17 protein-coding genes are annotated in these 19,107 nt (G+C 64.5%); 6 read left to right on the forward strand and 11 right to left on the reverse strand.

Features of this window, described 5'->3' with window-relative positions:
* Window position 1 precedes the first annotated feature (1 nt).
* Window positions 2-1,393 (forward strand): aminobacteriohopanetriol synthase HpnO, encoded by a 1,392-nt coding sequence (gene hpnO, locus BJA_RS14915; RefSeq protein WP_011085794.1) that lies wholly within the window; start codon window positions 2-4, stop codon window positions 1,391-1,393.
* Between the two features lie 8 nt (window positions 1,394-1,401).
* On the opposite strand, the gene BJA_RS14920 is transcribed toward hpnO, so the two are convergent.
* From BJA_RS14920 to BJA_RS14945, 6 genes are all read right to left on the reverse strand, one after another.
* Complete coding sequence (locus tag BJA_RS14920) at window positions 1,402-1,710, reverse strand: HigA family addiction module antitoxin (protein ID WP_011085795.1); 309 nt, start codon at window positions 1,708-1,710, stop codon at window positions 1,402-1,404.
* Window positions 1,711-1,721: 11 nt separating this feature from the next.
* Window positions 1,722-2,003: a type II toxin-antitoxin system RelE/ParE family toxin gene (locus tag BJA_RS14925; RefSeq protein WP_011085796.1), complete on the reverse strand. Its 282-nt coding sequence runs from the start codon at window positions 2,001-2,003 to the stop codon at window positions 1,722-1,724.
* A gap of 71 nt (window positions 2,004-2,074) precedes the next feature.
* Window positions 2,075-2,842: an anti-sigma factor family protein gene (locus BJA_RS14930; protein ID WP_011085797.1), complete on the reverse strand. Its 768-nt coding sequence runs from the start codon at window positions 2,840-2,842 to the stop codon at window positions 2,075-2,077.
* Window positions 2,839-3,387 carry a sigma-70 family RNA polymerase sigma factor gene (locus BJA_RS14935; protein WP_028172321.1) on the reverse strand — a complete coding sequence of 183 codons (549 nt, stop codon included), beginning with the start codon at window positions 3,385-3,387 and terminating at the stop codon, window positions 2,839-2,841. Before BJA_RS14935 ends, BJA_RS14930 begins: the two co-directional genes overlap by 4 nt.
* Before the next feature lie 127 nt (window positions 3,388-3,514).
* Window positions 3,515-3,850 (reverse strand): cupredoxin domain-containing protein, encoded by a 336-nt coding sequence (locus BJA_RS14940; protein WP_011085799.1) that lies wholly within the window; start codon window positions 3,848-3,850, stop codon window positions 3,515-3,517.
* A 25-nt stretch (window positions 3,851-3,875) separates the two neighbouring features.
* Window positions 3,876-4,820: a metallophosphoesterase family protein gene (locus tag BJA_RS14945; RefSeq protein ID WP_011085800.1), complete on the reverse strand. Its 945-nt coding sequence runs from the start codon at window positions 4,818-4,820 to the stop codon at window positions 3,876-3,878.
* 179 nt (window positions 4,821-4,999) lie between these two features.
* Between BJA_RS14945 and BJA_RS14950 the strand changes: the two genes are divergently transcribed.
* On the forward strand, window positions 5,000-5,866 hold the full coding sequence (locus BJA_RS14950) for a helix-turn-helix transcriptional regulator (protein WP_011085801.1): 867 nt from the start codon (window positions 5,000-5,002) through the stop codon (window positions 5,864-5,866).
* 22 nt (window positions 5,867-5,888) lie between these two features.
* Here BJA_RS14950 and BJA_RS14955 read toward each other — a convergent pair whose 3' ends face one another.
* The 3 genes from BJA_RS14955 to BJA_RS14965 form a co-directional block, all read right to left on the reverse strand.
* Window positions 5,889-6,212 carry a putative quinol monooxygenase gene (locus tag BJA_RS14955; RefSeq protein ID WP_011085802.1) on the reverse strand — a complete coding sequence of 108 codons (324 nt, stop codon included), beginning with the start codon at window positions 6,210-6,212 and terminating at the stop codon, window positions 5,889-5,891.
* A gap of 45 nt (window positions 6,213-6,257) precedes the next feature.
* Window positions 6,258-6,620: a hypothetical protein gene (locus BJA_RS14960; protein WP_011085803.1), complete on the reverse strand. Its 363-nt coding sequence runs from the start codon at window positions 6,618-6,620 to the stop codon at window positions 6,258-6,260.
* A gap of 147 nt (window positions 6,621-6,767) precedes the next feature.
* Window positions 6,768-8,387 (reverse strand): GMC family oxidoreductase, encoded by a 1,620-nt coding sequence (locus BJA_RS14965; protein ID WP_011085804.1) that lies wholly within the window; start codon window positions 8,385-8,387, stop codon window positions 6,768-6,770.
* Window positions 8,388-8,561: 174 nt separating this feature from the next.
* Here BJA_RS14965 and BJA_RS14970 point away from each other — a divergent pair, with 174 nt between their 5' ends.
* On the forward strand, window positions 8,562-9,734 hold the full coding sequence (locus BJA_RS14970; RefSeq protein ID WP_011085805.1) for a M20 aminoacylase family protein: 1,173 nt from the start codon (window positions 8,562-8,564) through the stop codon (window positions 9,732-9,734).
* A gap of 172 nt (window positions 9,735-9,906) precedes the next feature.
* Here BJA_RS14970 and BJA_RS14975 read toward each other — a convergent pair whose 3' ends face one another.
* Both BJA_RS14975 and BJA_RS14980 read right to left on the reverse strand, forming a co-directional pair.
* Window positions 9,907-11,535 (reverse strand): inorganic phosphate transporter, encoded by a 1,629-nt coding sequence (locus tag BJA_RS14975; protein WP_011085806.1) that lies wholly within the window; start codon window positions 11,533-11,535, stop codon window positions 9,907-9,909.
* A 98-nt stretch (window positions 11,536-11,633) separates the two neighbouring features.
* The gene (locus BJA_RS14980) at window positions 11,634-13,043 is read right to left on the reverse strand and encodes a UdgX family uracil-DNA binding protein (RefSeq protein WP_011085807.1); all 1,410 of its coding nucleotides are present in this window, start codon (window positions 13,041-13,043) and stop codon (window positions 11,634-11,636) included.
* A 166-nt stretch (window positions 13,044-13,209) separates the two neighbouring features.
* On the opposite strand from BJA_RS14980, the gene BJA_RS14985 reads away from it, so the two are divergent.
* From BJA_RS14985 to BJA_RS14995, 3 genes are read left to right on the forward strand one after another with little or no spacing between them, the layout of a single operon-like run.
* Window positions 13,210-13,995 (forward strand): ImuA family protein, encoded by a 786-nt coding sequence (locus tag BJA_RS14985; protein ID WP_011085808.1) that lies wholly within the window; start codon window positions 13,210-13,212, stop codon window positions 13,993-13,995.
* Entirely contained in the window at window positions 13,895-15,544 is a 1,650-nt protein-coding gene (locus BJA_RS14990) for a Y-family DNA polymerase (RefSeq protein ID WP_063921433.1), read from the forward strand. The genes BJA_RS14985 and BJA_RS14990 overlap by 101 nt, the downstream gene beginning before the upstream one ends.
* A complete protein-coding gene (locus BJA_RS14995; RefSeq protein ID WP_011085810.1) occupies window positions 15,541-18,996 on the forward strand; it encodes an error-prone DNA polymerase in 3,456 nt (1,151 codons plus the stop codon). The genes BJA_RS14990 and BJA_RS14995 overlap by 4 nt, the downstream gene beginning before the upstream one ends.
* Window positions 18,997-19,107 lie beyond the last annotated feature (111 nt).

The raw sequence follows: 19,107 nt of genomic DNA on the forward strand, positions 1-19,107 counted from the left end.
GATGCACAGCCCAAATCCAGACATGTCTCAACTGTTCGCGGACCGTCAGGCCCAGCGCAGTGCCCTGCATAATCGGTATCTGAACGAGCAGTTCGTTCGGGTTCTCAAGACCATCGGCTACGACGTCGGCTTCCAGAAGGGGCAGGGGCAGTACCTCTACGACCGCGACGGGGCGCGCTATCTCGACCTGTTGTCCGGCTTTGGCGTGTTTGCGATCGGGCGCAATCATCCGGTCATGCGCGACGCGCTCAAGAGCGTGCTCGATGCCGACCTGCCCAACCTCGTCCAGTTCGACGTCTCGACGCTCGCCGGCGTGCTCGCCGAGCGCCTCCTGAAATACGTTCCCTATCTCGACAAGGCGTTCTTCGCCAATTCCGGAGCGGAATGCGTCGAGGCCGCGATCAAGTTCGCACGTGGCGCCACCGGCCGTCCCGGCATCGTCTATTGCGCCCACGGCTATCACGGCCTGACCTATGGCGCGCTGTCGCTGACGGGTGACTCGAACTTCCGCACCGGTTTCGAGCCGCTGCTGCCTGGCTGCACCCCGGTCCCCTTCAACGATCTCGCCGCGCTCGAAAAGGCGCTGGCCTCGCGCGAGGTCGCGGCCTTCGTCGTCGAGCCGATCCAGGGCAAGGGCGTCAACATGCCCACCGACGAGTTCCTGCCCGGTGCGGCCGCACTCTGCAAGAAATACGGCACGCTGTTCGTAGCCGACGAGATCCAGACCGGCATGGGCCGCACCGGCCGCTTCCTCGCGGTCGAGCACTGGAACGTCGAGCCCGACATGGTGCTGCTGTCGAAGTCGCTGTCGGGCGGCCACGTGCCGGTCGGCGCGGTGCTGACGCGCAAGGGCATCTTCGACAAGATCTTCAACCAGATGGATCGTGCGGTGGTGCACGGCTCCACCTTCTCCAAGAACGATCTGGCGATGGCCGCGGGCATCGCTACGCTCGATGTCATGGAGTCCGAGAAGCTGATCGAGTCCGCCGCCAAGCGCGGCGCCGAGCTGCGCCTTGCGCTGACGCGCATGGTGCCCGGCTACGAGCTGATGAAGGAAGTGCGCGGCAAGGGCCTGATGATCGGCGTTGAGTTCGGCCCGCCGAAGTCGCTGCGCCTGCGGGCGTCCTGGAACGTGCTGGAGGCCGCCAACAAGGGCCTGTTCTGCCAGCTCATCACCGTGCCGCTGTTCAAGGATCACAAGATCCTCACCCAGGTCGCCGGCCACGGCAGCCACACCATCAAGCTGCTGCCGCCGCTCACCATCACCGAGGAAGACTGCGGCTGGATCGAGCGTGCCTTCGACGACGTCATCGCCGGCAGCCACAAGGTCCCCGGTGCGATCTGGTCGCTCGGCAAGACGCTGGTGGACAACGCGGTGAGAAGGTCGGCTTAGTTGGGCCGTCATTCAGCCGCTTGCGGCCTGTTCACGGTCTCGATGCGGTCAAGTGCCTTGCCGAGATCGCGCTTCGCGATCTGGATGTCATAATCATTCTGAAGATTGAGCCAGAGTTCGGCCGTTGTGCCGAGCGCCTTGGCCAGTCGAAGCGCGGTGTCGGCGGTGATTCCGGTCTGCTCATTCGCGATCCGCTCGATGCGCGTGCGCGGCAAGCCGCACGTCTTGGCGAGCGCGCCAGCGGACATGTTCAGTGGGACTAGAAACTCCTCCCGTAGAACCTCACCGGGGTGCATGGGCTTGAGTTTTTTGGCCATTGTCGCGTTCCCTAGTGATAGTCCACAATCTCGACCTCGACGGGCCCTTGCGGTGTCCAGATGAAGCACACTCGGAACTGATCATTGATCCTGATCGAGTGCTGTCCCTTGCGATTGCCGCTCAGGGCCTCCAGACGGTTGCCGGGCGGCGCCCTTAGATCGCCGAGCTCGCCGGCAGCGTGCAGATAACGCAGTTTCCGGCGTGCAACCTTCACGAGATCGGCTGGAAAGCCTTTGGGACTTTCTCCGTCGAAGACTGCCTCAGTCGTTTTGTCCCGAAACGTTCTGATCACCCAATCAATGTATCATTATCTGATACATTTGGCAATACCCGCGTATCGCGGAATGATACATCATCGAGCCGCTACCCCTCCACATTCACCTTCATCGCCGCCCCGAACTTGTCGACGAACTCGGCGAGCTCGTCGGCGCCGAGATCGCTGACCGCCCAGAAATTCAGGCCGCGATCGCCCCAGCGGCGGCAGTTGAAGCCCTGCATGGTCTGGGTCTTCGGCGGCCGGTGTTCGGTGCTCGAGGTCTGCGACACGAACAGGTTGATCACGTGCTGCCGGCGCCGGTAGACGACGGCGCCGATGGCGCGGGCGTCGATATAGTCGAGCCGGCCGCCGACCAGCGTAAAACCCTGCGCGGTGAGGTCGATCACGGGCGGGGCGACGTCGAGCTTGCCGTTGAACCAGGGTTTGACGGTGTGCTGGTCGGTCGAGATCACGTCGGTGAGATGGCCGGCCTGTAGCGAGCGCAGATGGGCGGAGACGACCTCCGACAGGATGCGCTGCTGGTCGTCCTGGCGCAGCACCACGGCGACGACGCCGGAGGCGGCGAGCGCGGAGACCGCCGAGCCCATCGCAAAGCCGCGCAACACGGAGCGGCGGGTCGGTTGCAGGCGCTGCGGCTGAGGCATCGAGGCCTCGATGCGGGCGCGCAGGCTCGCCGGTGCGGTGTAGCGCAAATCGGTGTCGGCGAGCACGCGCTGCATCTCGCGTTGTGCCGCAAGCTCCGCGGCGCAGGCCGGGCAGCCGGCGATATGGGCTTCGACTTCGCGCGCGTGGCCGGCATCGAGCTCGTTGTCGATCAGCGCGTGAAGCAGGATTCTTGCCTCGTCGCAGGTCATCTTGGATGCTCCTCTTCCGCCGTCCAGGCCGCGCGCAGCATGGCGCGGGCGCGGGCGAGGCGGGACATCACGGTGCCGACGGGGGCGCCGACGGCCTCGGCGATTTCACGATAGGACAGGTTGTTGATCTCGCGCAGCACGAAGGTTTCCTTGAACGGCTCGGCGAGCGTGTCGATCAGCTTGCGGATGGCGCCGGCATCGCGGCTGCGCAGCACTTCGGTTTCCGGGCTTGCCCCGGTCTCCTGCCAGATCGGCGTCTGCTCGGCGGCGCCGGGCGTATCCTCGATCGCGCTGGGCCTGTGCGCGCGACGCGCATATTCTGCGTTGCAGACGTTGCGCAGGATCGCGAACAGCCAGGGCTTCATCGCCGGCCCGCGATAGCTGTCGAAGTGCTTCAGCGCGCGCAGATAGCACTCCTGCACCGCGTCCTCGGCATCGGAGGCGTCGCGCAGCAGATAGCGCGCGAGCGTGTAGACGTCGTCGAGATAGGGCAGCGCCGCTTCGCGGAAGCGCTGCGCCTTCTGCAGATCGTCGGTGGCGGGCATCGCTCCTCGCTTTGCCTCTTGTTCTGCCTGTGGCTTCGTTCCGTCCCTGTGTGTGACGGAACGCACAGGAGCCCGGCCGGCGTGGGACCACCGGCCGGGCAAGACGTTGATGCCTTGGTTGGAGACGTTACTCAACCTTGATCATCCCCGTCATGTGCGGGTGCAACGAACAAAAATATTTGTAGTCGCCCGCATTGGTGAAGGTGAAGGAGAACTTGTCGTCGGTGTCCAGGGTCTTGGACCTGAACTTGCCGGCCGAGACGATCGTGTGCGGGATGTCGTCCCGGTTGGTCCAGGTCACGGTGGCGCCGACCTTGATCTTGAGCTCGGCCGGCTGGAAAACGAAATTGTCGATGTGCACGTCCATGTCGTCGGCCCGGGCGGTTGTTGCGGGCAGCAGGACGGCCGCGGCCAGAGCGAGACCGAGGTCGACGCCGAAGTCGCGGCGATTGAGTGTCTTCATTGTCAGCTTCCATTCAACCTTGGATTCAGCCCTGGAGCGGTGTGTCGATGATCGCGAGCCGCTGCTCGTTCTGCTTGAAGTTGATGCTGGCGACGCCGAGCATCGAGCGCAGCCTTGCGTCCTCGACCTTCATCGGTCCGGGCGAAGGAGCTGCCCCCGGCGCCGGCTGCGGGAAGGCGGTCGAGCGCGCGGTGTGGAAGGTGACGTTGCCTTCGACCTTCTGCATCACCTGGTGGATGTGGCCGTTCAGCACGGTGACCGAGCCGAAGCCCTTGACGTATTCGAGCGCGCGGCCGCCATCCTCGGTGCCCCAGCCCCATTCCGGATAGACGGTCCAGAGCGGGATGTGGGCGAACAGCACGACCGGCGTCGATTTCGACTTGCCGCGCAGGTCGTCCTCCAGCCAGGCAAGCTGCTCGGCGCCGAGATTGCCGAGGCCGCCGGCCTTGAGGTCGACGACGTTGACGAGGCCGACGAAGTGCACGCCGCCGGCATCGAAGGAGTACCAGCCGTGCCCCTTGGTGCCGCGGCCGTAGCGCTCGCGATAGAGCTTCACCTCCTCGTCGATGAAGTCATGCTCGCCGGGGACGTAGTGCACGTCGAGCTTGGTCTGCGAGATGATGCGTTCGGCATTGTCGAACTCGGCGGCCTTAGACAGATGGGTGATGTCGCCGGTGTGGATCATGAACGACGGCTTGGCCGGCATCGCGTTGATCTTGTTGATGGCTTCCTCCAGCGTGCCGAGCGCGTTGGGATTGGCCGGCTTGTCGAAGCCGACATGGCTGTCGCTGATCTGGAGGAAGGTCATGCCGGGCGCGGCCGCGGTCGCGGCTTGCGCGGAATCGATGATGCCGAGCGAGCGCGGCACGCCGCCCGTGATGGTCCAGAGCACCCCGGTGCCGGCCCAGGTCATGCATTCCAGCACCTTGCGGCGGTTGACGCCGTCATCCCCGTGATCGTGTCCGCTCATCGCAACGTCTCCACTTCGCCCGGAATTGGGCTTCGGGGAGGTGATTGGGGGAGGGCGGGGTTTATTCCTGGATGGGATGACGATTTCGTGAAGTCGGAAGGTGGCGCGACTTGGAATGCATGGCAATCTTGACCTCGGAGGTCATTTTCTATGGCTGGGCCCAAAGCTAGGCTGGCCCCATGACAGCGCACCAGCTTCCTTTCGGGATCCTCTTGAGACGTTGGCGCGAGCGGCGACGCCTCACGCAGACTGATCTGGCTCTCGCGGCCAATAGCTCAACCCGGCATTTGTCATGCCTCGAAACCGGGAAAGCGCAACCAAGCCGGGCCATCATCAACCGTCTGACAGACCTTCTCGATGTTCCGCTTCGGGATCGCAACAGATTGCTGCTCGCGGCGGGGTTTGCGCCAGCGTACGAGGAGACGTCGATCGACGGCCTCGAAGCAGCGAGGGCGGCGATGGATCGCATTCTCCAGGCACACAAGCCCTTTCCCGCCTTCGCAGTGGATCGGCGTTGGAACGTGGTGCTTTCAAATGGCGCGCTTCCCCAGCTCTATGAAGGATGTTCGGAAGCACTCCTAGAGCCACCCATCAACGCGATGCGTCTCATGCTGCATCCGGAAGGCATGGGACCGCGAATCCTGAACCTCGCGGCATGGCGCGCCTATTGCTTGAGTGTGTTGCGTCAGCAGATCGAGGCCGGGGCCGATCCCTGGCTGCAAAATCTGCTCGCAGAGGTCGCAGCGTATCCCGCCCCGTCAGACTCGACCACCAGCATGGGCTTCGAGCAGTCCGAGCGGCTAGCCACCCCGCTGCGTATCACGACGCGCCTCGGCACCATGTCCTTTCTGAATACCGTGACCGTCTTCGGCACCGCCACTGACATCACCTTGGCCGAACTCGCCCTCGAAATGCTGTTTCCGGCAGACAACCGTACGATCGAGCTTGCAAACCTGATGCAGTCGGAGCTTGTCGATCAGGCATCGCCGGTCGCTGTCGAGAGGGGACGGGCAGGCGCCAGAGAGCACGTGCTCATGCGCAGATAGCGCCGCCCGATTCTCCACGAGGTCATCTGGTCTTCGGGGAGCGCTTCGGATCCGCCCTAATTGGTTCCCACACGCCGATTTTGCGCTCACTCGCCAGTATTCTCGGGAGAGCATCATGCCACGCGTGCCGGTAGGGACGGTTCAGTTGCACGTTGACGACATCATCGTGGTTGTCCCACGTCTCGTAGAGCATGAAGTGGTTTTCGGACGTCGGATCCTGGTGCAGGACCGCCTCACAATATGTCGTCTCGACCTTCATCGCGTCCAGGACTTCACAGAGGCGCTCCAGAAATTCCTCCCGCTTGCCGGGGACAACTTGAAACTCGATGGCATATGAAACGGGCATGAATCACTCCGCCTTCGTGTCGTCGGACATTGCGATGCGGGCCTGTCAGGCCGGATAGAACTGGTAGTCCTGGACTATCTTTCCAGCATCCGAGACGACAACGAATTCCAGGCCTTTGCCCAGCACGGTATCCGCGTTGGCCGGCAACATCTCCCAATAGAATGCCACCACGTTGCCTTCCCGGCGAGCGCCGGGCACTGCGCGAAAGCGATTTCCCGCATCGCGCACGAATTCGTTGTGCGATTCAATGATGCGCAGCTCGAGCGCATCATGCCCAACGACCTTGCGCGACTCGACATAGTGCTCACCTTGCGGAATCCATAATTCCGCGACTTGTCGCTTCCGCTTTTCAGAGTCCCGCTCGTTCCACACAGCCACATATCGATCGGCAAGCTCGTTCAAATTCATTTTCTGCTTCCTCGTCTTGCGTCACCCGCTGAGAGCGCAGACGCCTGTCCGCGCTGCGCCTGGCCCTCATACCTGCAGGCCGACGGGCGGTCGATGACGTGGGAAGTCAAAAACGAAATCATCCGACCTAAGGACTGGAAGTTCGACTTACTTCGCATCCTCCAAAATCATCGTCGCACCTTTCTCGGCGATCATTGCGGTCGGCGTGTTGGTATTGCCCGACGTGATCGTCGGCATGATCGAGGCATCGACGATGCGAAGGCCGCTGAGGCCGTAGAAGCGGAGGCGTTCGTCGACCACCGCCATCGGATCGTTCGCCGCGCCCATCTTCGCCGTGCCGACGGGATGGAAGATGGTGGTGCCGATATCGCCCGCGGCTTTGGCGAGCGAGGCATCGTCGTCGCCGACGGAAGGGCCGGGCAGATATTCGCTCGGGTGATATTTTGCCAGCGCCTTCTGCTGCATCAGGCGGCGGGTGGTGCGGATGGCGTCGGCGCCGACCTGGCGGTCGTCGTCGGTCGACAGGTAGTTCGGCGCGATGATCGGCTTCTCGTCCGGGCTCGCCGAGCGCAGCCGCACGGTGCCGCGCGAGGTTGGCTGCAAGTTGCAGGCGCTCACGGTGATGGCGGGGAAGCGGTGCAGGGGATCGCCGAACTTGTCGAGCGACAGCGGCTGTACGTGGAACTGGATGTTGGCGCGTGCGCGCGTCGCATCGGAACGCGTGAAGATGCCGAGTTGCGACGGCGCCATCGTCAGCGGTCCGCGGCGGCGGAAGGCGTAGTCGAGCCCCATCAGGCCGCGGCGGAACAGGTTGTAATAGGTCTCGTTCAGCGTGCGCACACCCTCGACCTTGTAGATCGCGCGCTGCTGGAGATGGTCCTGCAGATTGCGGCCGATACCGGGCTTGTCCATCATCACGTCGATGCCGAGCGGCGACAGCCAGTCGGCAGGCCCGATGCCGGAGCGATGCAGCACCTGCACCGAGCCGATCGCGCCGGCCGACAGGATCACCTCGCGCTTCGCGCGCGCTTCGATGATCTCGCCGTTCTGGACGAAACGCACGCCGACGGCGCGGCCCTGCTCGATGATGAGACGGTCGACCAGCACGTGCTTCTCGAGCCGCAGGTTGGGGCGGTTCAGCGCGGGCTTGAGGAAGCCGCGCGCCGAGGACCAGCGCCGGCCGCGCTTCTGGTTGACGTGGAAATAACTGGTGCCTTCGTTGTCGCCGGTGTTGAAATCCGGGATGCGCTTGATGCCCATTTCTTCTGCGGCATCGCCGACGGCATCGAGAACCTCCCACGACAGCCGCGGCGCCTCGATGCGCCAGCCCCCGCCGACGCCGTGATGCTCGCTCGCGCCCAGGAAGTGATCCTCGATCCGCTTGAACAGCGGCAGCACGTCGTCATAGCCCCAGCCGGTCATGCCGAGCTGGCGCCAATGGTCGTAATCGGCGGCCTGTCCGCGCATCGAGATCATGGCGTTGATCGCCGAGCAGCCGCCGATCACCTTGCCGCGGGGATAGGCCAGCGCGCGGCCGTTCAGGCCCGGCTCGGCCTCGGTCTTGAACATCCAGTCCGAGCGCGGATTGCCGATCGCGAAGAGGTAGCCGACCGGAATGTGGAACCAGATCCAGTTGTCGTCGCCGCCGGCTTCGAGAATGAGGACGCGATTTTTCGGATCGGCCGATAGGCGGTTGGCGAGAATGCATCCTGCCGTGCCTGCCCCGACGACAATGTAGTCAAACTCACCTTCGAGCCGCCTTGGCATTCTGCTTCCACCCGGATGGTCACTTGATGTTCCGTCCTAATAGGCAGACGCAGCGGTTCGGGACAAGTCCGGCCATGACGAGAGGGCAGGGCTCCCCCCGATCCGCGGCGGTTAGGTGGACTGCGGCTTGCATGGTAGACAGTCCTGTATTCCCAACAAAGCTTGAGACCATCCATGCCCATCGTGAACCGCGTCGCCGACCTTCAACCCGATATTCAGGCCTGGCGCCGGGACATCCACCAGCATCCCGAATTGCTGTATGACGTTCACCGCACCGCAGCATTCGTCGCGGACCGTTTGCGTGAATTCGGCTGCGATGAGGTCGTGACCGGCCTCGGCCAGACCGGCGTGGTCGGCGTGATCAAGGGCAACAAGCCAGCCGGCGAAGGGCTCAAGACCATCGGCCTGCGCGCCGACATGGACGCGCTGCCGGTCGAGGAGCAGACCAACCTGCCTTACGCCTCGAAGAATCCGGGCAAGATGCACGCCTGCGGCCATGACGGCCACACCGCGATGCTGCTTGGGGCGGCCCGCTACCTCGCCGAGACCCGCAATTTTGCCGGCGATGCTGTCGTGATCTTCCAGCCGGCCGAGGAGGGCGGTGCCGGCGGCGCGGCCATGGTCAAGGACGGGCTGATGGAGCGCTTCGGCATCGAGCAGGTCTACGGCATGCATAACGGCCCGGGCATCCCGATCGGCTCGTTCGCGATCCGGCCGGGCCCGATCATGGCGGCGACCGACGAGGTCGATATCATGATCGAGGGCCTCGGCGGCCATGCCGCGCGTCCGCACAAATGCATCGATTCCGTGCTGGTCGGCGCGCAGGTGATCACCGCGTTGCAGTCGATCGTGGCGCGCAGCGTCGATCCGCTGGAATCGGCGGTGATCTCGATCTGCGAATTCCACGCCGGCAACGCCCGCAACGTCATTCCGCAGACCGCGACGCTGAGGGGCACCATCCGCACGCTGTCGCCGGACGTGCGCAAGCTGGTCGAGAAGCGCGTGCACGAAGTGGTGGCGGGCGTGGCGCAGATCACCGGCGCGAAGATCGACCTGCACTACAAGCGCAACTATCCCGTCGTGAACAACCACGCCGCGGAGACCGAGGTGGCGCGGCGTATCGCAAGGCAGGTCGCGGGCGAAGCCAATGTGCACGAGATGCCGCCGCTGATGGGCGGTGAGGATTTTGCCTATATGCTGGAAGCGCGCCCCGGCGCCTTCATCTTCTGCGGCAACGGCGACAGCGCCGGCCTGCATCACCCCGCCTATAATTTCAACGACGAGGCGATCGTGTTCGGCACGTCCTACTGGGTCAAGCTGGTCGAGGAGTCGCTCGCAGCGTCGTAGGCGCGGCGTCCTTCACCTCGCCCCGCTTGCGGGGCGAGGTCGGATTTTTCGCGAAGCGTAAAATCCGGGTGAGGGGGACTCTCCGCGAGTCCGTCTCTCACCGTGATCGCGGAGGCAGCCCCTCACCCCAACCCTCTCCCCGTAAGAACGGGGAGAGGGAGAGGAGAGGTCTTCAGAAGATTCGCGAGAAGATCACGTAGAGCGTGGCCGACAGCATGATCGCGCAGGGCAGCGTCAGCACCCAGGCCATCAGCAGGTTGCGGATGGTCGCCATCTGCAGGCCCGAGCCGTTCGCGGCCATGGTGCCGGCGACGCCGGACGACAGCACGTGGGTGGTCGAGACCGGCAGGCCGAACACGTCGGCGGCACCGATCGTGGCGGCGGCGACGAGCTCGGCGGAGGCGCCCTGTGCGTAGGTGAGATGGGTCTTGCCGATCTTCTCACCGACCGTGACGACGATGCGCTTCCAGCCGATCATGGTGCCGAGGCCGAGCGCGATGGCGACCGCGATCTTCACCCAGTTCGGGATGAACTTCGTGGCGGCGTCGAGCGAGCCCTTGTAGGCGTTCAGGGTCGCGACCTCGTCCTTGTTGAGATCGTTCTCCTTGTCCTTCATCAGGAAGCGGATCGCTTCCGAGGTCAGGTACATGTCGTTGCGGGTGTTGCCGACGGCTTCCGCCGGCACCTTGTTCAGCGTGCCGTATTTGGCGACCTGGTCGCCGACATCCTTCACCAGCACGGCGAGCGAGGGATAGGTGCCCTCGTTGATCTGATGCAGTGCGATGTACTGCGTCACCGCCGGACGGGGATCGCCGATGATGCTGTGCCCGGCGCCCTTGGCCGAGATCACCCTGGCGGCGGCCTCCGAGGTCTTCTGGAACTGGGCGACCTGGGATTCCGGCAGAGCGCGGTTGAGCGCGTAAGCGGTTGGAACGGTGCCGATCAGGATCAGCATGATCAGGCCCATGCCCTTCTGGCCGTCGTTCGAGCCGTGCGCGAAGCTGACGCCGGTGCAGGTCAGGATCAGGAGGCCGCGGATCCAGAGCGGCGGCGCCTTGTTGCCTTCGGGCGCGGCGTACAGAGCCGGGTTGCGCACGATGAACTTGAGCACCAGCAGCAGCACGGCGGCGCAGGCGAAGCCGACCAGCGGCGACAGCAGCAGCGCGTAGCCGATCTCGGTAGCCTTGCTCCAGTCCACGCCCGAGGTGCCGTCGCGGCCGCGCATCACGGCGTTGGCGATGCCGACGCCGATGATGGAGCCGATCAGCGTGTGCGAGGAGGAGGCGGGCAGGCCGAAATACCAGGTGCCGAGATTCCACAGGATCGCGGCGATCAGCAGAGCGAACACCATTGCGAAGCCGGCGCTGGAGCCGACCTGGAGGATCAGCTCGACCGGCAGCAGCGAGACGATGCCGAAGGCGACCGCGCCGGAGGACAGCAGCACGCCGAGGAAGTTGAAGAAGCCCGACCACATCACGGCGACTTCAGCCGGGAGCGAATGGGTGTAGATCACGGTCGCCACCGCATTGGCGGTGTCGTGGAAGCCGTTGACGAACTCGAAGCCGAGCGCGATCAGCAGCGCAACGAACAAGAGGATGTAGGGCAGGAAGGTCGTGACCCGCGTGCCGGTCGCGTTGACGTCGGCATAGATGCTGTAGGCGACGAACAGCAGACCCGCGGCGAGGATGCCGAAGAACAGGATCATCGTCAGCGGATTGAAGCCCTTGTCGAGATTGGGCCGTGAGGCCGGCTGGATCGGCGCGGGATCGGCTACCGCGCGGTCGAATGCTACATCGGTCATGTCTGGACGCCCCTTAACTTTCAGGTAAGGGTATTGTCCGCGATGGATTTGAAGGCTGGATGACAAGCGGTGGTTGAAAGGCGTTTTCCCGCCCGTATTTAGGCGGCGCGCGCGGATTTCCTCTGCAGGCTGGCGGCGATCTTCAGGTCTTCGACAAAGCGCTGATATTCCAGCACTTTGGCTTCCGGGTCGGGCAGTCGCAGCAGATAGGACGGGTGCACCGTCACCAGCGCCTTGCGGCCGTCGGGAAGGTCGATGAGCCGGCCGCGGGTCTTGCCGATTGGGGTGATCTTGCCGAATACGCTTTGCGCGGCGGTGGCGCCCATCGCGACGATGAGCTCGGGCTGGATTGCCGCAACTTCCCGCTCATACCATGGCCGGCACGCTTTGATTTCCGGTGTTGCCGGCTTCTGGTGCAGGCGGATCTTTCCGCGCGGCACGAATTTGAAGTGCTTCACCGCATTGGTGACATAGACCTTCTTGCGGTCGACGCCGGCTTCCTCCAGCGCGCGGTCGAGCATCTGCCCGGCCGGTCCGACGAAGGGATGGCCGGCGAGGTCTTCCTTGTCGCCGGGCTGCTCGCCGACCAGCATGATGGTGGCGTCTTTCGGGCCTTCGCCGAACACGGTTTGCGTCGCGTCCTTGTAGAGCGGGCAGGCACGGCAATGCGCGGCCTCCTCGCGGAGCGCTTCGAGATCGTTGGCGGCGGCTTTGTGTCCCATGATGGCTTCCGGACGTGGGGAGATCCGTCCGCCGGTCCAGCGTTCGGCATCGGCGAGCAGGGGTCCAAGTATCGATCCAAGTACCGATGCGTCCTGGAGGTTCCTCCGGCGCTTCACCGGCGCGTCGGTCGTCGTCAGCCGGCCGGGCTGGAAATGGCGCCGCCAGGTTTCCTCCAGGCGGCCTGGTGCCGGCCACTCCGTCCGGCTGATTCCGGGCGTGAAGGAGATCGCGTGACCGTTCCAATGGGCACAAACGTCAGGCGTGAGGATCGACCAGGGCATGTCGGCAAAACGACGCGCAAAGAACGGCGCGGCGAATGCGACGATGTGATGCTCCGGCTCGAACCAGGCGGCGTAATGCGCCTTCTGCTCGCGCCCGATCTCGCGGAAGCGGACGAGATCGCGCATCCGCTGTGCATCGCGCTGCACGCTGCCAGCCATCGCGGTTGCCTGCGCCACGTCGGGATCGCTCATCGTTACGAGCAGGTCGTGATCGGCCTTCAACCGCCAGAGCAGGCGATAGAGCAGCGCAAAACGCTCGCCCTCGCGATGCAGGATCGCGATGCGGGCAAGCTCGATGAAATTGGCCGGCACGGTGAACGTGCTCTCGGTCTCGATCGGCGGAAGGCTCGGCGTTTCGGACAGGCCGGGCGGCATCTGGTCTTTCGTCTGGCCTTGCACGTGCCACACCACGTCCGCCGGGGCGACGTGATGCAGCGCGAATGCGCGTGCGGCTTTACGCCAGCCGTCGAAATCGGTCTCGCTGTCCAGGGTGACGAGGTACATGGCACTCGAATCCTCTTGATTCCGCTCATGAATCCATGGGCGCGCCAATTCGATTGACTCCAGGGGCGCCGTTAGCTTTATATTAGAACATATCATGAACAAATGAGCCAGCCGCTGGTTCTCTTTTTGAGAGCCACCGGCAATCACCTCTGAAGGAGCGGCGTATATGAGCGGCGCACGCACAAGCGCGCTTGCGACCTTGCGCAGCCAGATCGAGCGCATCGAGACGGCGGAGGTCGTGCATCAGCATGATCGCGTCGCGCTTGGCCACGGCGAGGTCGACAGCGCGCTGAAGGGCGGGCTCGCGCGCGCGGCGATCCACGAGGTGTTTTGCGAGGGGCGCCAGGGCGCCGCCGCGACCGGGTTTGTCATGGGCGTTGCGGGACGCGTGACCGCGCGCCGGCCGCTGTTGTGGGTGCGGCAGGATTTTTCGGAACTGGAAGCCGGCGCGCTGTCGATGAGCGGGCTCGCCGAGCTCGGCCTCGACCCGCGCCGCGTGGTGATGGTGCGCGCGGCCGATGTCGAGAGTGCGCTGCGCACTTCGGCCGATGCACTGGCCTGCGATGCGCTCGGCGCGGTCGTGCTCGAGCTCTGGGGCGAGACGCGGCAATTCGATCTCGTGGCGAGCCGCAAGCTGACGCTGGCCGCGCAAGGCTCCGGCGTCACCGGCCTGCTGTTGCGGATGGCCGCGCAGCCGCTGCCCTCGACTGCCGAGACCAGATGGATGCTGCGCGCGGCGCATTCGCCGCCGGGCACGATGTGGAATGCCTGGGGCGCGCCGCGCTTCGATGCCGAGCTGTTGCGCAATCGTCATGGCCCGTGCGGCCGGTGGATCATGGAATGGAAATGTGATGAGTGCCAGTTCAGTGAACCGTCGACGTATTCTCAGCTTGTGGCTGCCGCGCCTGCCCATCGACCGGATCCAGCGGTTCTTCAACGGCGGGCTGGGTAAGACCAAAGCGTTTTCGAGCGAAGTGGGTACCGGTTCGCGTGAAGAAAACGCGTCAAAACAAAAAGACGAGCCTAGCATCGTCGTCATCAAAGAGACCAATGCGCTGGTGATCCATGCGCTTGACGATGCGGCGTCGCGGCTGGGCCTGCATATCGGCCAGCCCCTGGCCAATGCGCGGGCGATGTGCCCGGACTTGCGGGTGTTCGATGCCGATGTCGTCGCCGATGCGAAGACGCTGAGCGACATCGCCGACTGGTGCGACCGTTTCACGCCGCTGGTGGCGCTCGATCCGCCGCACGGGCTGTTCCTTGATATCACCGGCTGCGCGCATCTGTTCGGCGGCGAAGCCGCGCTGTTGCAGACGCTCATTCGCGCGCTCGGCCGACAAGGCTTTGCCGTCAGCGCGGCGATTGCCGGCACCTCGGTCTGCGCGCGGACGCTGACGCGCCAGGTCACAGGCACCATCGTCGCCGATGGCGGGGAGGCGGAGGCGATCAGCCGGCTGCCGGTGTCCGCGCTCGGCGCGGGCGAGGCCATCACCACCGGCCTGCGCCGTGCCGGCCTGAAGACCATCGGCGATGTCGCATCGCGCGGCGCCCACGAGATCACGGCGCGGTTCGGCGCGCGGTTCTCTACGCTGCTCGCGCATGCGCTGGGGCAGGGCGATGCGCCGATCAATCCGCGAAAGCCGCTGCCTGACTACATCGTAGAGAAGCGCTTTGCCGAGCCGATCGCGACCGACACGATGATCGCGATGACGCTGTCGCGGCTCGCCGACACGTTGATCGCGTCCATGGAGAAGCAGGGCAAGGGCGCGCGGCGGCTGGAAGCCGCCTTCTTCCGCACCGACGGCGTGGTGCGGGCGATCATGGTCGAGACCGGACGGCCGGTGACGCGAAGCGCCGTCATCGACCGCCTGTTCCGCGAGCGGCTCGATGCGCTCGCCGATCCCCTCGATCCCGGCTTCGGCTTCGACATGGTGCGGCTGTCGGCGAGCCGCACCGAGATCGTGGTGCAGGAGCAGCGCGATCTCGACGCCCATGTCCACGACAATGACGAGCTCGCCGCGCTGATCGACCGCATCGCGGCGCGGATCGGCGGAAAGCGCGTCGTCGTGCACCTGCCGCAGGACACGCATGTCCCTGAATGTGCGGTGCTGGCCGCGCCGGCGCAGCATCACCTTGCCGCCGCCATGCAGGCCGAATGGCCGGCGCGCGCCGAGGGCGAGCCGCCGCTGCGCCCCCTGCGGCTGTTCGACAAGCCGGAGCCGGTCACAGTGCCGTTCGCGACCGTGCCGGATGGTCCGCCGCATCAATTCACCTGGCGGCGCGCGAAACACGCGGTGGTGCGGGTGGAAGGGCCCGAGCGCATCGCGATGGAATGGTGGCGTCAGGACGGCAAGCAGTTGACGCGGGATTATTTCCGCATCGAGGATGCCGAAGGCCTGCGCTTCTGGATTTTTCGCGACGGTCTTTACGAGGGAGAGGTGTTCGACGCCGACGGCAAGCCCGCTCCTCCCAACTGGTATGTGCACGGTCTCTTCGCATGAACACGCCTGCTTATGCCGAGATCGGCATCACCACCAATTTCTCCTTCCTGCGGGGCGGTTCGGATCCGCGGGCCTATGTGCACCAGGCGAGCATCCTCGGCATCTCCGCGATCGGCATCGCCGATCACAACACGCTGGCCGGCGTGGTGCGGGCCTACAAGGAGCTCGACAATGACAAGGTGCTGCACAAGCCGAAGCTGCTGATCGGCGCGCGCATCGTCTTCATCGACGGCACGCCCGACATTCTTGTCTATCCGCGCGACCGTGCGGCCTATGGCCGGCTCTGCCAGCTCCTGACCCGGGGCAAGCGTGGCGACGACGTCACGCGGATCGAGAAGGGCGAATGCCGTCTCACCTTCTCCGATCTCCTCGCGTTTTCGGAAGGCCAGCTCCTGGTCTTGACCCTGCCGCATCGCTTCGAGCCGGCGCAGGCGCTGGATGTCCTTGCAAAGCTCAAAGCGACCCGCGCCGAGGGCGTGTGGCTGGCGGCGAGCCTGGTCCATCGCGGCGATGACCGACGCCGCCTGGCGCGGCTCGACGATCTCGCGACGACGGCAAAGGTGCAGTTGCTCGCGACCAACGAGGTGCTCTATCACGATCCTGCGCGCCGTCCCCTCCAGGACGTGCTCACCTGCATCCGGGAAAAGACCACGATCGAGGCGGTCGGACGAAAGCTCGAGGCCAATGCCGAGCGCTTTCTCAAAACTCCGCGCGAAATGTCGCGGCTGTTCCGTGACTTCCCCGACGCGATCGCGGAGACCATGCGCTTTGCGAACAAGATCGACTTCTCGCTCGACCAGCTTAGATATCAATATCCGGACGAGCCGGTGCCGCCGGGCAAGACCGCGCAAGGGCATCTGGAGGACCTGACCTGGGCGGGCGTCGATAAATATTTCGCCGGCAAGATCGATGACAAGCTGCGTGCTACGCTCAAGAAAGAGCTCGCGCTGATCGCCGAGCTGAAATACGCGCACTATTTCCTCACCGTGCACGACATCGTCCATTATGCGCGCAGCCAGAACATCCTGTGCCAGGGGCGGGGATCGGCGGCGAATTCAGCGGTGTGCTACGTGCTCGGCATCACCTCGGTCGACCCGACCAAGGTCGATCTCTTGTTCGAGCGCTTCATCTCCAAGGAGCGGCTGGAGCCGCCCGACATCGACGTCGATTTCGAGCATTCGCGGCGCGAGGAGGTGATGCAATATGTCTATCGCCGCTATGGCCGTCACCGCGCCGCGATCATCGCCACGATCATCCATTATCGTCCGCGTAGCGCCATCCGCGACGTCGGCAAGGCGCTGGGCCTGACCGAGGACGTCACCGCCGCGCTCGCCGACACCGTCTGGGGAAGCTGGGGCAGTGGCCTCAACGACATGCAGGTGAAGCAGGCCGGGCTTGATCCGCAAAACCCCATGATCAACCTCGCGGTCGAGCTTGCGACCGAGCTGATCGAATTCCCGCGCCATCTCTCCCAGCATGTCGGCGGCTATGTGCTCACCCAGGACCGGCTCGACACCTATGTGCCGATCGGCAACGCCGCGATGGACGACCGCACCTTCATCGAATGGGACAAGGACGACGTCGACGCGCTCAACATGATGAAGGTCGACGTGCTTGCGCTGGGCATGCTGACCTGCATCCGCAAATGTTTTGACTTGATCGACCAGCACAAGGGCGAGCGCTGGGTTCTGGCGAGCGTTCCGCAGGACGATCCCAAGGTCTACGACATGCTGTGTGACGGGGAGTCGCTCGGCGTGTTCCAGGTCGAGAGCCGCGCCCAGATGAACATGCTGCCGCGCCTGAAGCCGCGGACCTTCTACGACCTCGTCATCGAGGTCGCGATCGTGCGGCCGGGGCCGATCCAGGGCGACATGGTGCATCCGTATTTGCGACGACGGAACGGCCAGGAGAAGGTGAACTATCCCTCGCCATCGCCCGAGCATGGTCCCGCGGACGAGCTCTACAAGGTGCTGCACAAGACGAAGGGCGTGCCGCTGTTCCAGGAGCAGGCAATGCGCATCGCGATCGAGGCGGCCAAATTCACCTCCGAGGAGGCCAACGGCCTACGCCGCTCGATGGCGACTTTCCGCAATGTCGGCACCATCGGCAAATACGAAGACAAGCTGATCGGCAACATGGTCGCGCGCGGCTACGATCCCAACTTCGCCAGAAGCTGCTTCGACCAGATCAAGGGTTTTGGTTCCTACGGTTTTCCGGAGAGCCACGCCGCGAGTTTTGCTCAGCTCGTCTACATTTCGTCATGGCTGAAATATCATCATCCCGATGCGTTCTGCTGCGGCCTCTTGAACTCGCAGCCGATGGGCTTTTACGCGCCGGCGCAGATCGTCGGCGATGCCCGCAAGAACGGCGTCGAGGTGCGCGACATCGACGTGTCCTACAGCTTTGCGCAGAACACGCTGGAGCAGGGGAGCGGCAAATACTGCGCGGTGCGCCTCGGCTTCCGCCAGATCGACGGTTTTCATTGGCTGGACGAGGATGAGGAACATCTGAAACGTTCCCTGCTGTCATTCCGGGGCGCGCCACTTGGCGCGAACCCGGAATCCATCGGGCCGCATATGCCTGGCGGAATGGATTCCGGGCTCGACGCTGGCGCGTCGCCCCGGAATGACAAGAAGGAAGACTGGGCCAACCGCATCGTCGCCGCCCGCAACCGCCGTCCCTTCACCTCGCTCGAAGATTTCGCCCGCGACACCGGCCTGCCCAAGCGCGCGCTGATCCTGCTCGCCGATGCCGACGCCTTCCGTTCGCTCGGGCTCGATCGCCGCGAGGCGCTGTGGCAGGTGCGGCGGCTGCCAGATGACGTGCCGTTGCCGCTGTTCGAGGCCGCCACCGCCCGTGAGCAGCCCGACGAGCATGCAAAGCCATTGCCCTTGATGCCGCGCCCCGAGCAGGTGGTCGCGGACTACCAGACCATCCGGCTATCGCTGAAGGGCCACCCGATGGAATTCCTGCGCGAGATGTTATCGCGCGAGCGCGTCGTCGCCTGCAAGGACGTCAATCATCAGAACGAGCGGCGGCGTGTCCGCTGCGCCGGCGTGGTGCTGGTCCGGCAGCGGCCGGGCAGCGCCAGCGGCGTCGTGTTCATGACGCTGGAGGACGAAACCGGCATCGCCAATGTCGTGGTGTGGCCCAAGATCATGGAGCAGTACCGCAAGGAGGTGATGGGCGCGCGCCTCATCCTGGTCGAAGGCTATATCCAGAGCAGCCCCGAGAAGGTGACGCATCTCATCGCCCAGCGCATGGTCGACCGCTCGCACGATCTGATCGGCCTTGCCAATGACTCGCTGACCCGCAAGCATCCGGTGCCATCAGGCGACGCGCTGATCGAGCCGCTCAACGACGACCGCCGCGACCACGCGGATGCTCCGGCACAGAAAATCCGCCACCCTCGCAACGTCCGCATCCTGCCGCCGTCGCGGGATTTTCATTGAGGTTGTCGCGCGGGATGCTGCCACGCCGTCATTGCGAGCGTAGCGAAGCAATCCAGACTGTTGCCGCGGAAAGATTCTGGATTGCTTGCGCTCGCAATGACGAGTTTGTTG

Source organism: Bradyrhizobium diazoefficiens USDA 110 (assembly GCF_000011365.1).
GTDB classification, from domain to species: domain Bacteria; phylum Pseudomonadota; class Alphaproteobacteria; order Rhizobiales; family Xanthobacteraceae; genus Bradyrhizobium; species Bradyrhizobium diazoefficiens.

Bases quoted from the DNA above. Each gene is read 5' to 3' on its own strand.
- hpnO (WP_011085794.1), top strand. From the start codon at position 2: ATGCACAGCCCAAATCCAGACATGTCTCAACTGTTCGCGGACCGTCAG.
- BJA_RS14920 (WP_011085795.1), bottom strand. From the start codon at position 1,710: ATGGCCAAAAAACTCAAGCCCATGCACCCCGGTGAGGTTCTACGGGAG.
- BJA_RS14930 (WP_011085797.1), bottom strand. From the start codon at position 2,842: ATGACCTGCGACGAGGCAAGAATCCTGCTTCACGCGCTGATCGACAAC.
- BJA_RS14935 (WP_028172321.1), bottom strand. From the start codon at position 3,387: ATGCCCGCCACCGACGATCTGCAGAAGGCGCAGCGCTTCCGCGAAGCG.
- BJA_RS14940 (WP_011085799.1), bottom strand. From the start codon at position 3,850: ATGAAGACACTCAATCGCCGCGACTTCGGCGTCGACCTCGGTCTCGCT.
- BJA_RS14945 (WP_011085800.1), bottom strand. From the start codon at position 4,820: ATGAGCGGACACGATCACGGGGATGACGGCGTCAACCGCCGCAAGGTG.
- BJA_RS14950 (WP_011085801.1), top strand. From the start codon at position 5,000: ATGACAGCGCACCAGCTTCCTTTCGGGATCCTCTTGAGACGTTGGCGC.
- BJA_RS14955 (WP_011085802.1), bottom strand. From the start codon at position 6,212: ATGCCCGTTTCATATGCCATCGAGTTTCAAGTTGTCCCCGGCAAGCGG.
- BJA_RS14960 (WP_011085803.1), bottom strand. From the start codon at position 6,620: ATGAATTTGAACGAGCTTGCCGATCGATATGTGGCTGTGTGGAACGAG.
- BJA_RS14965 (WP_011085804.1), bottom strand. From the start codon at position 8,387: ATGCCAAGGCGGCTCGAAGGTGAGTTTGACTACATTGTCGTCGGGGCA.
- BJA_RS14970 (WP_011085805.1), top strand. From the start codon at position 8,562: ATGCCCATCGTGAACCGCGTCGCCGACCTTCAACCCGATATTCAGGCC.
- BJA_RS14975 (WP_011085806.1), bottom strand. From the start codon at position 11,535: ATGACCGATGTAGCATTCGACCGCGCGGTAGCCGATCCCGCGCCGATC.
- BJA_RS14980 (WP_011085807.1), bottom strand. From the start codon at position 13,043: ATGTACCTCGTCACCCTGGACAGCGAGACCGATTTCGACGGCTGGCGT.
- BJA_RS14985 (WP_011085808.1), top strand. From the start codon at position 13,210: ATGAGCGGCGCACGCACAAGCGCGCTTGCGACCTTGCGCAGCCAGATC.
- BJA_RS14990 (WP_063921433.1), top strand. From the start codon at position 13,895: ATGAGTGCCAGTTCAGTGAACCGTCGACGTATTCTCAGCTTGTGGCTG.
- BJA_RS14995 (WP_011085810.1), top strand. From the start codon at position 15,541: ATGAACACGCCTGCTTATGCCGAGATCGGCATCACCACCAATTTCTCC.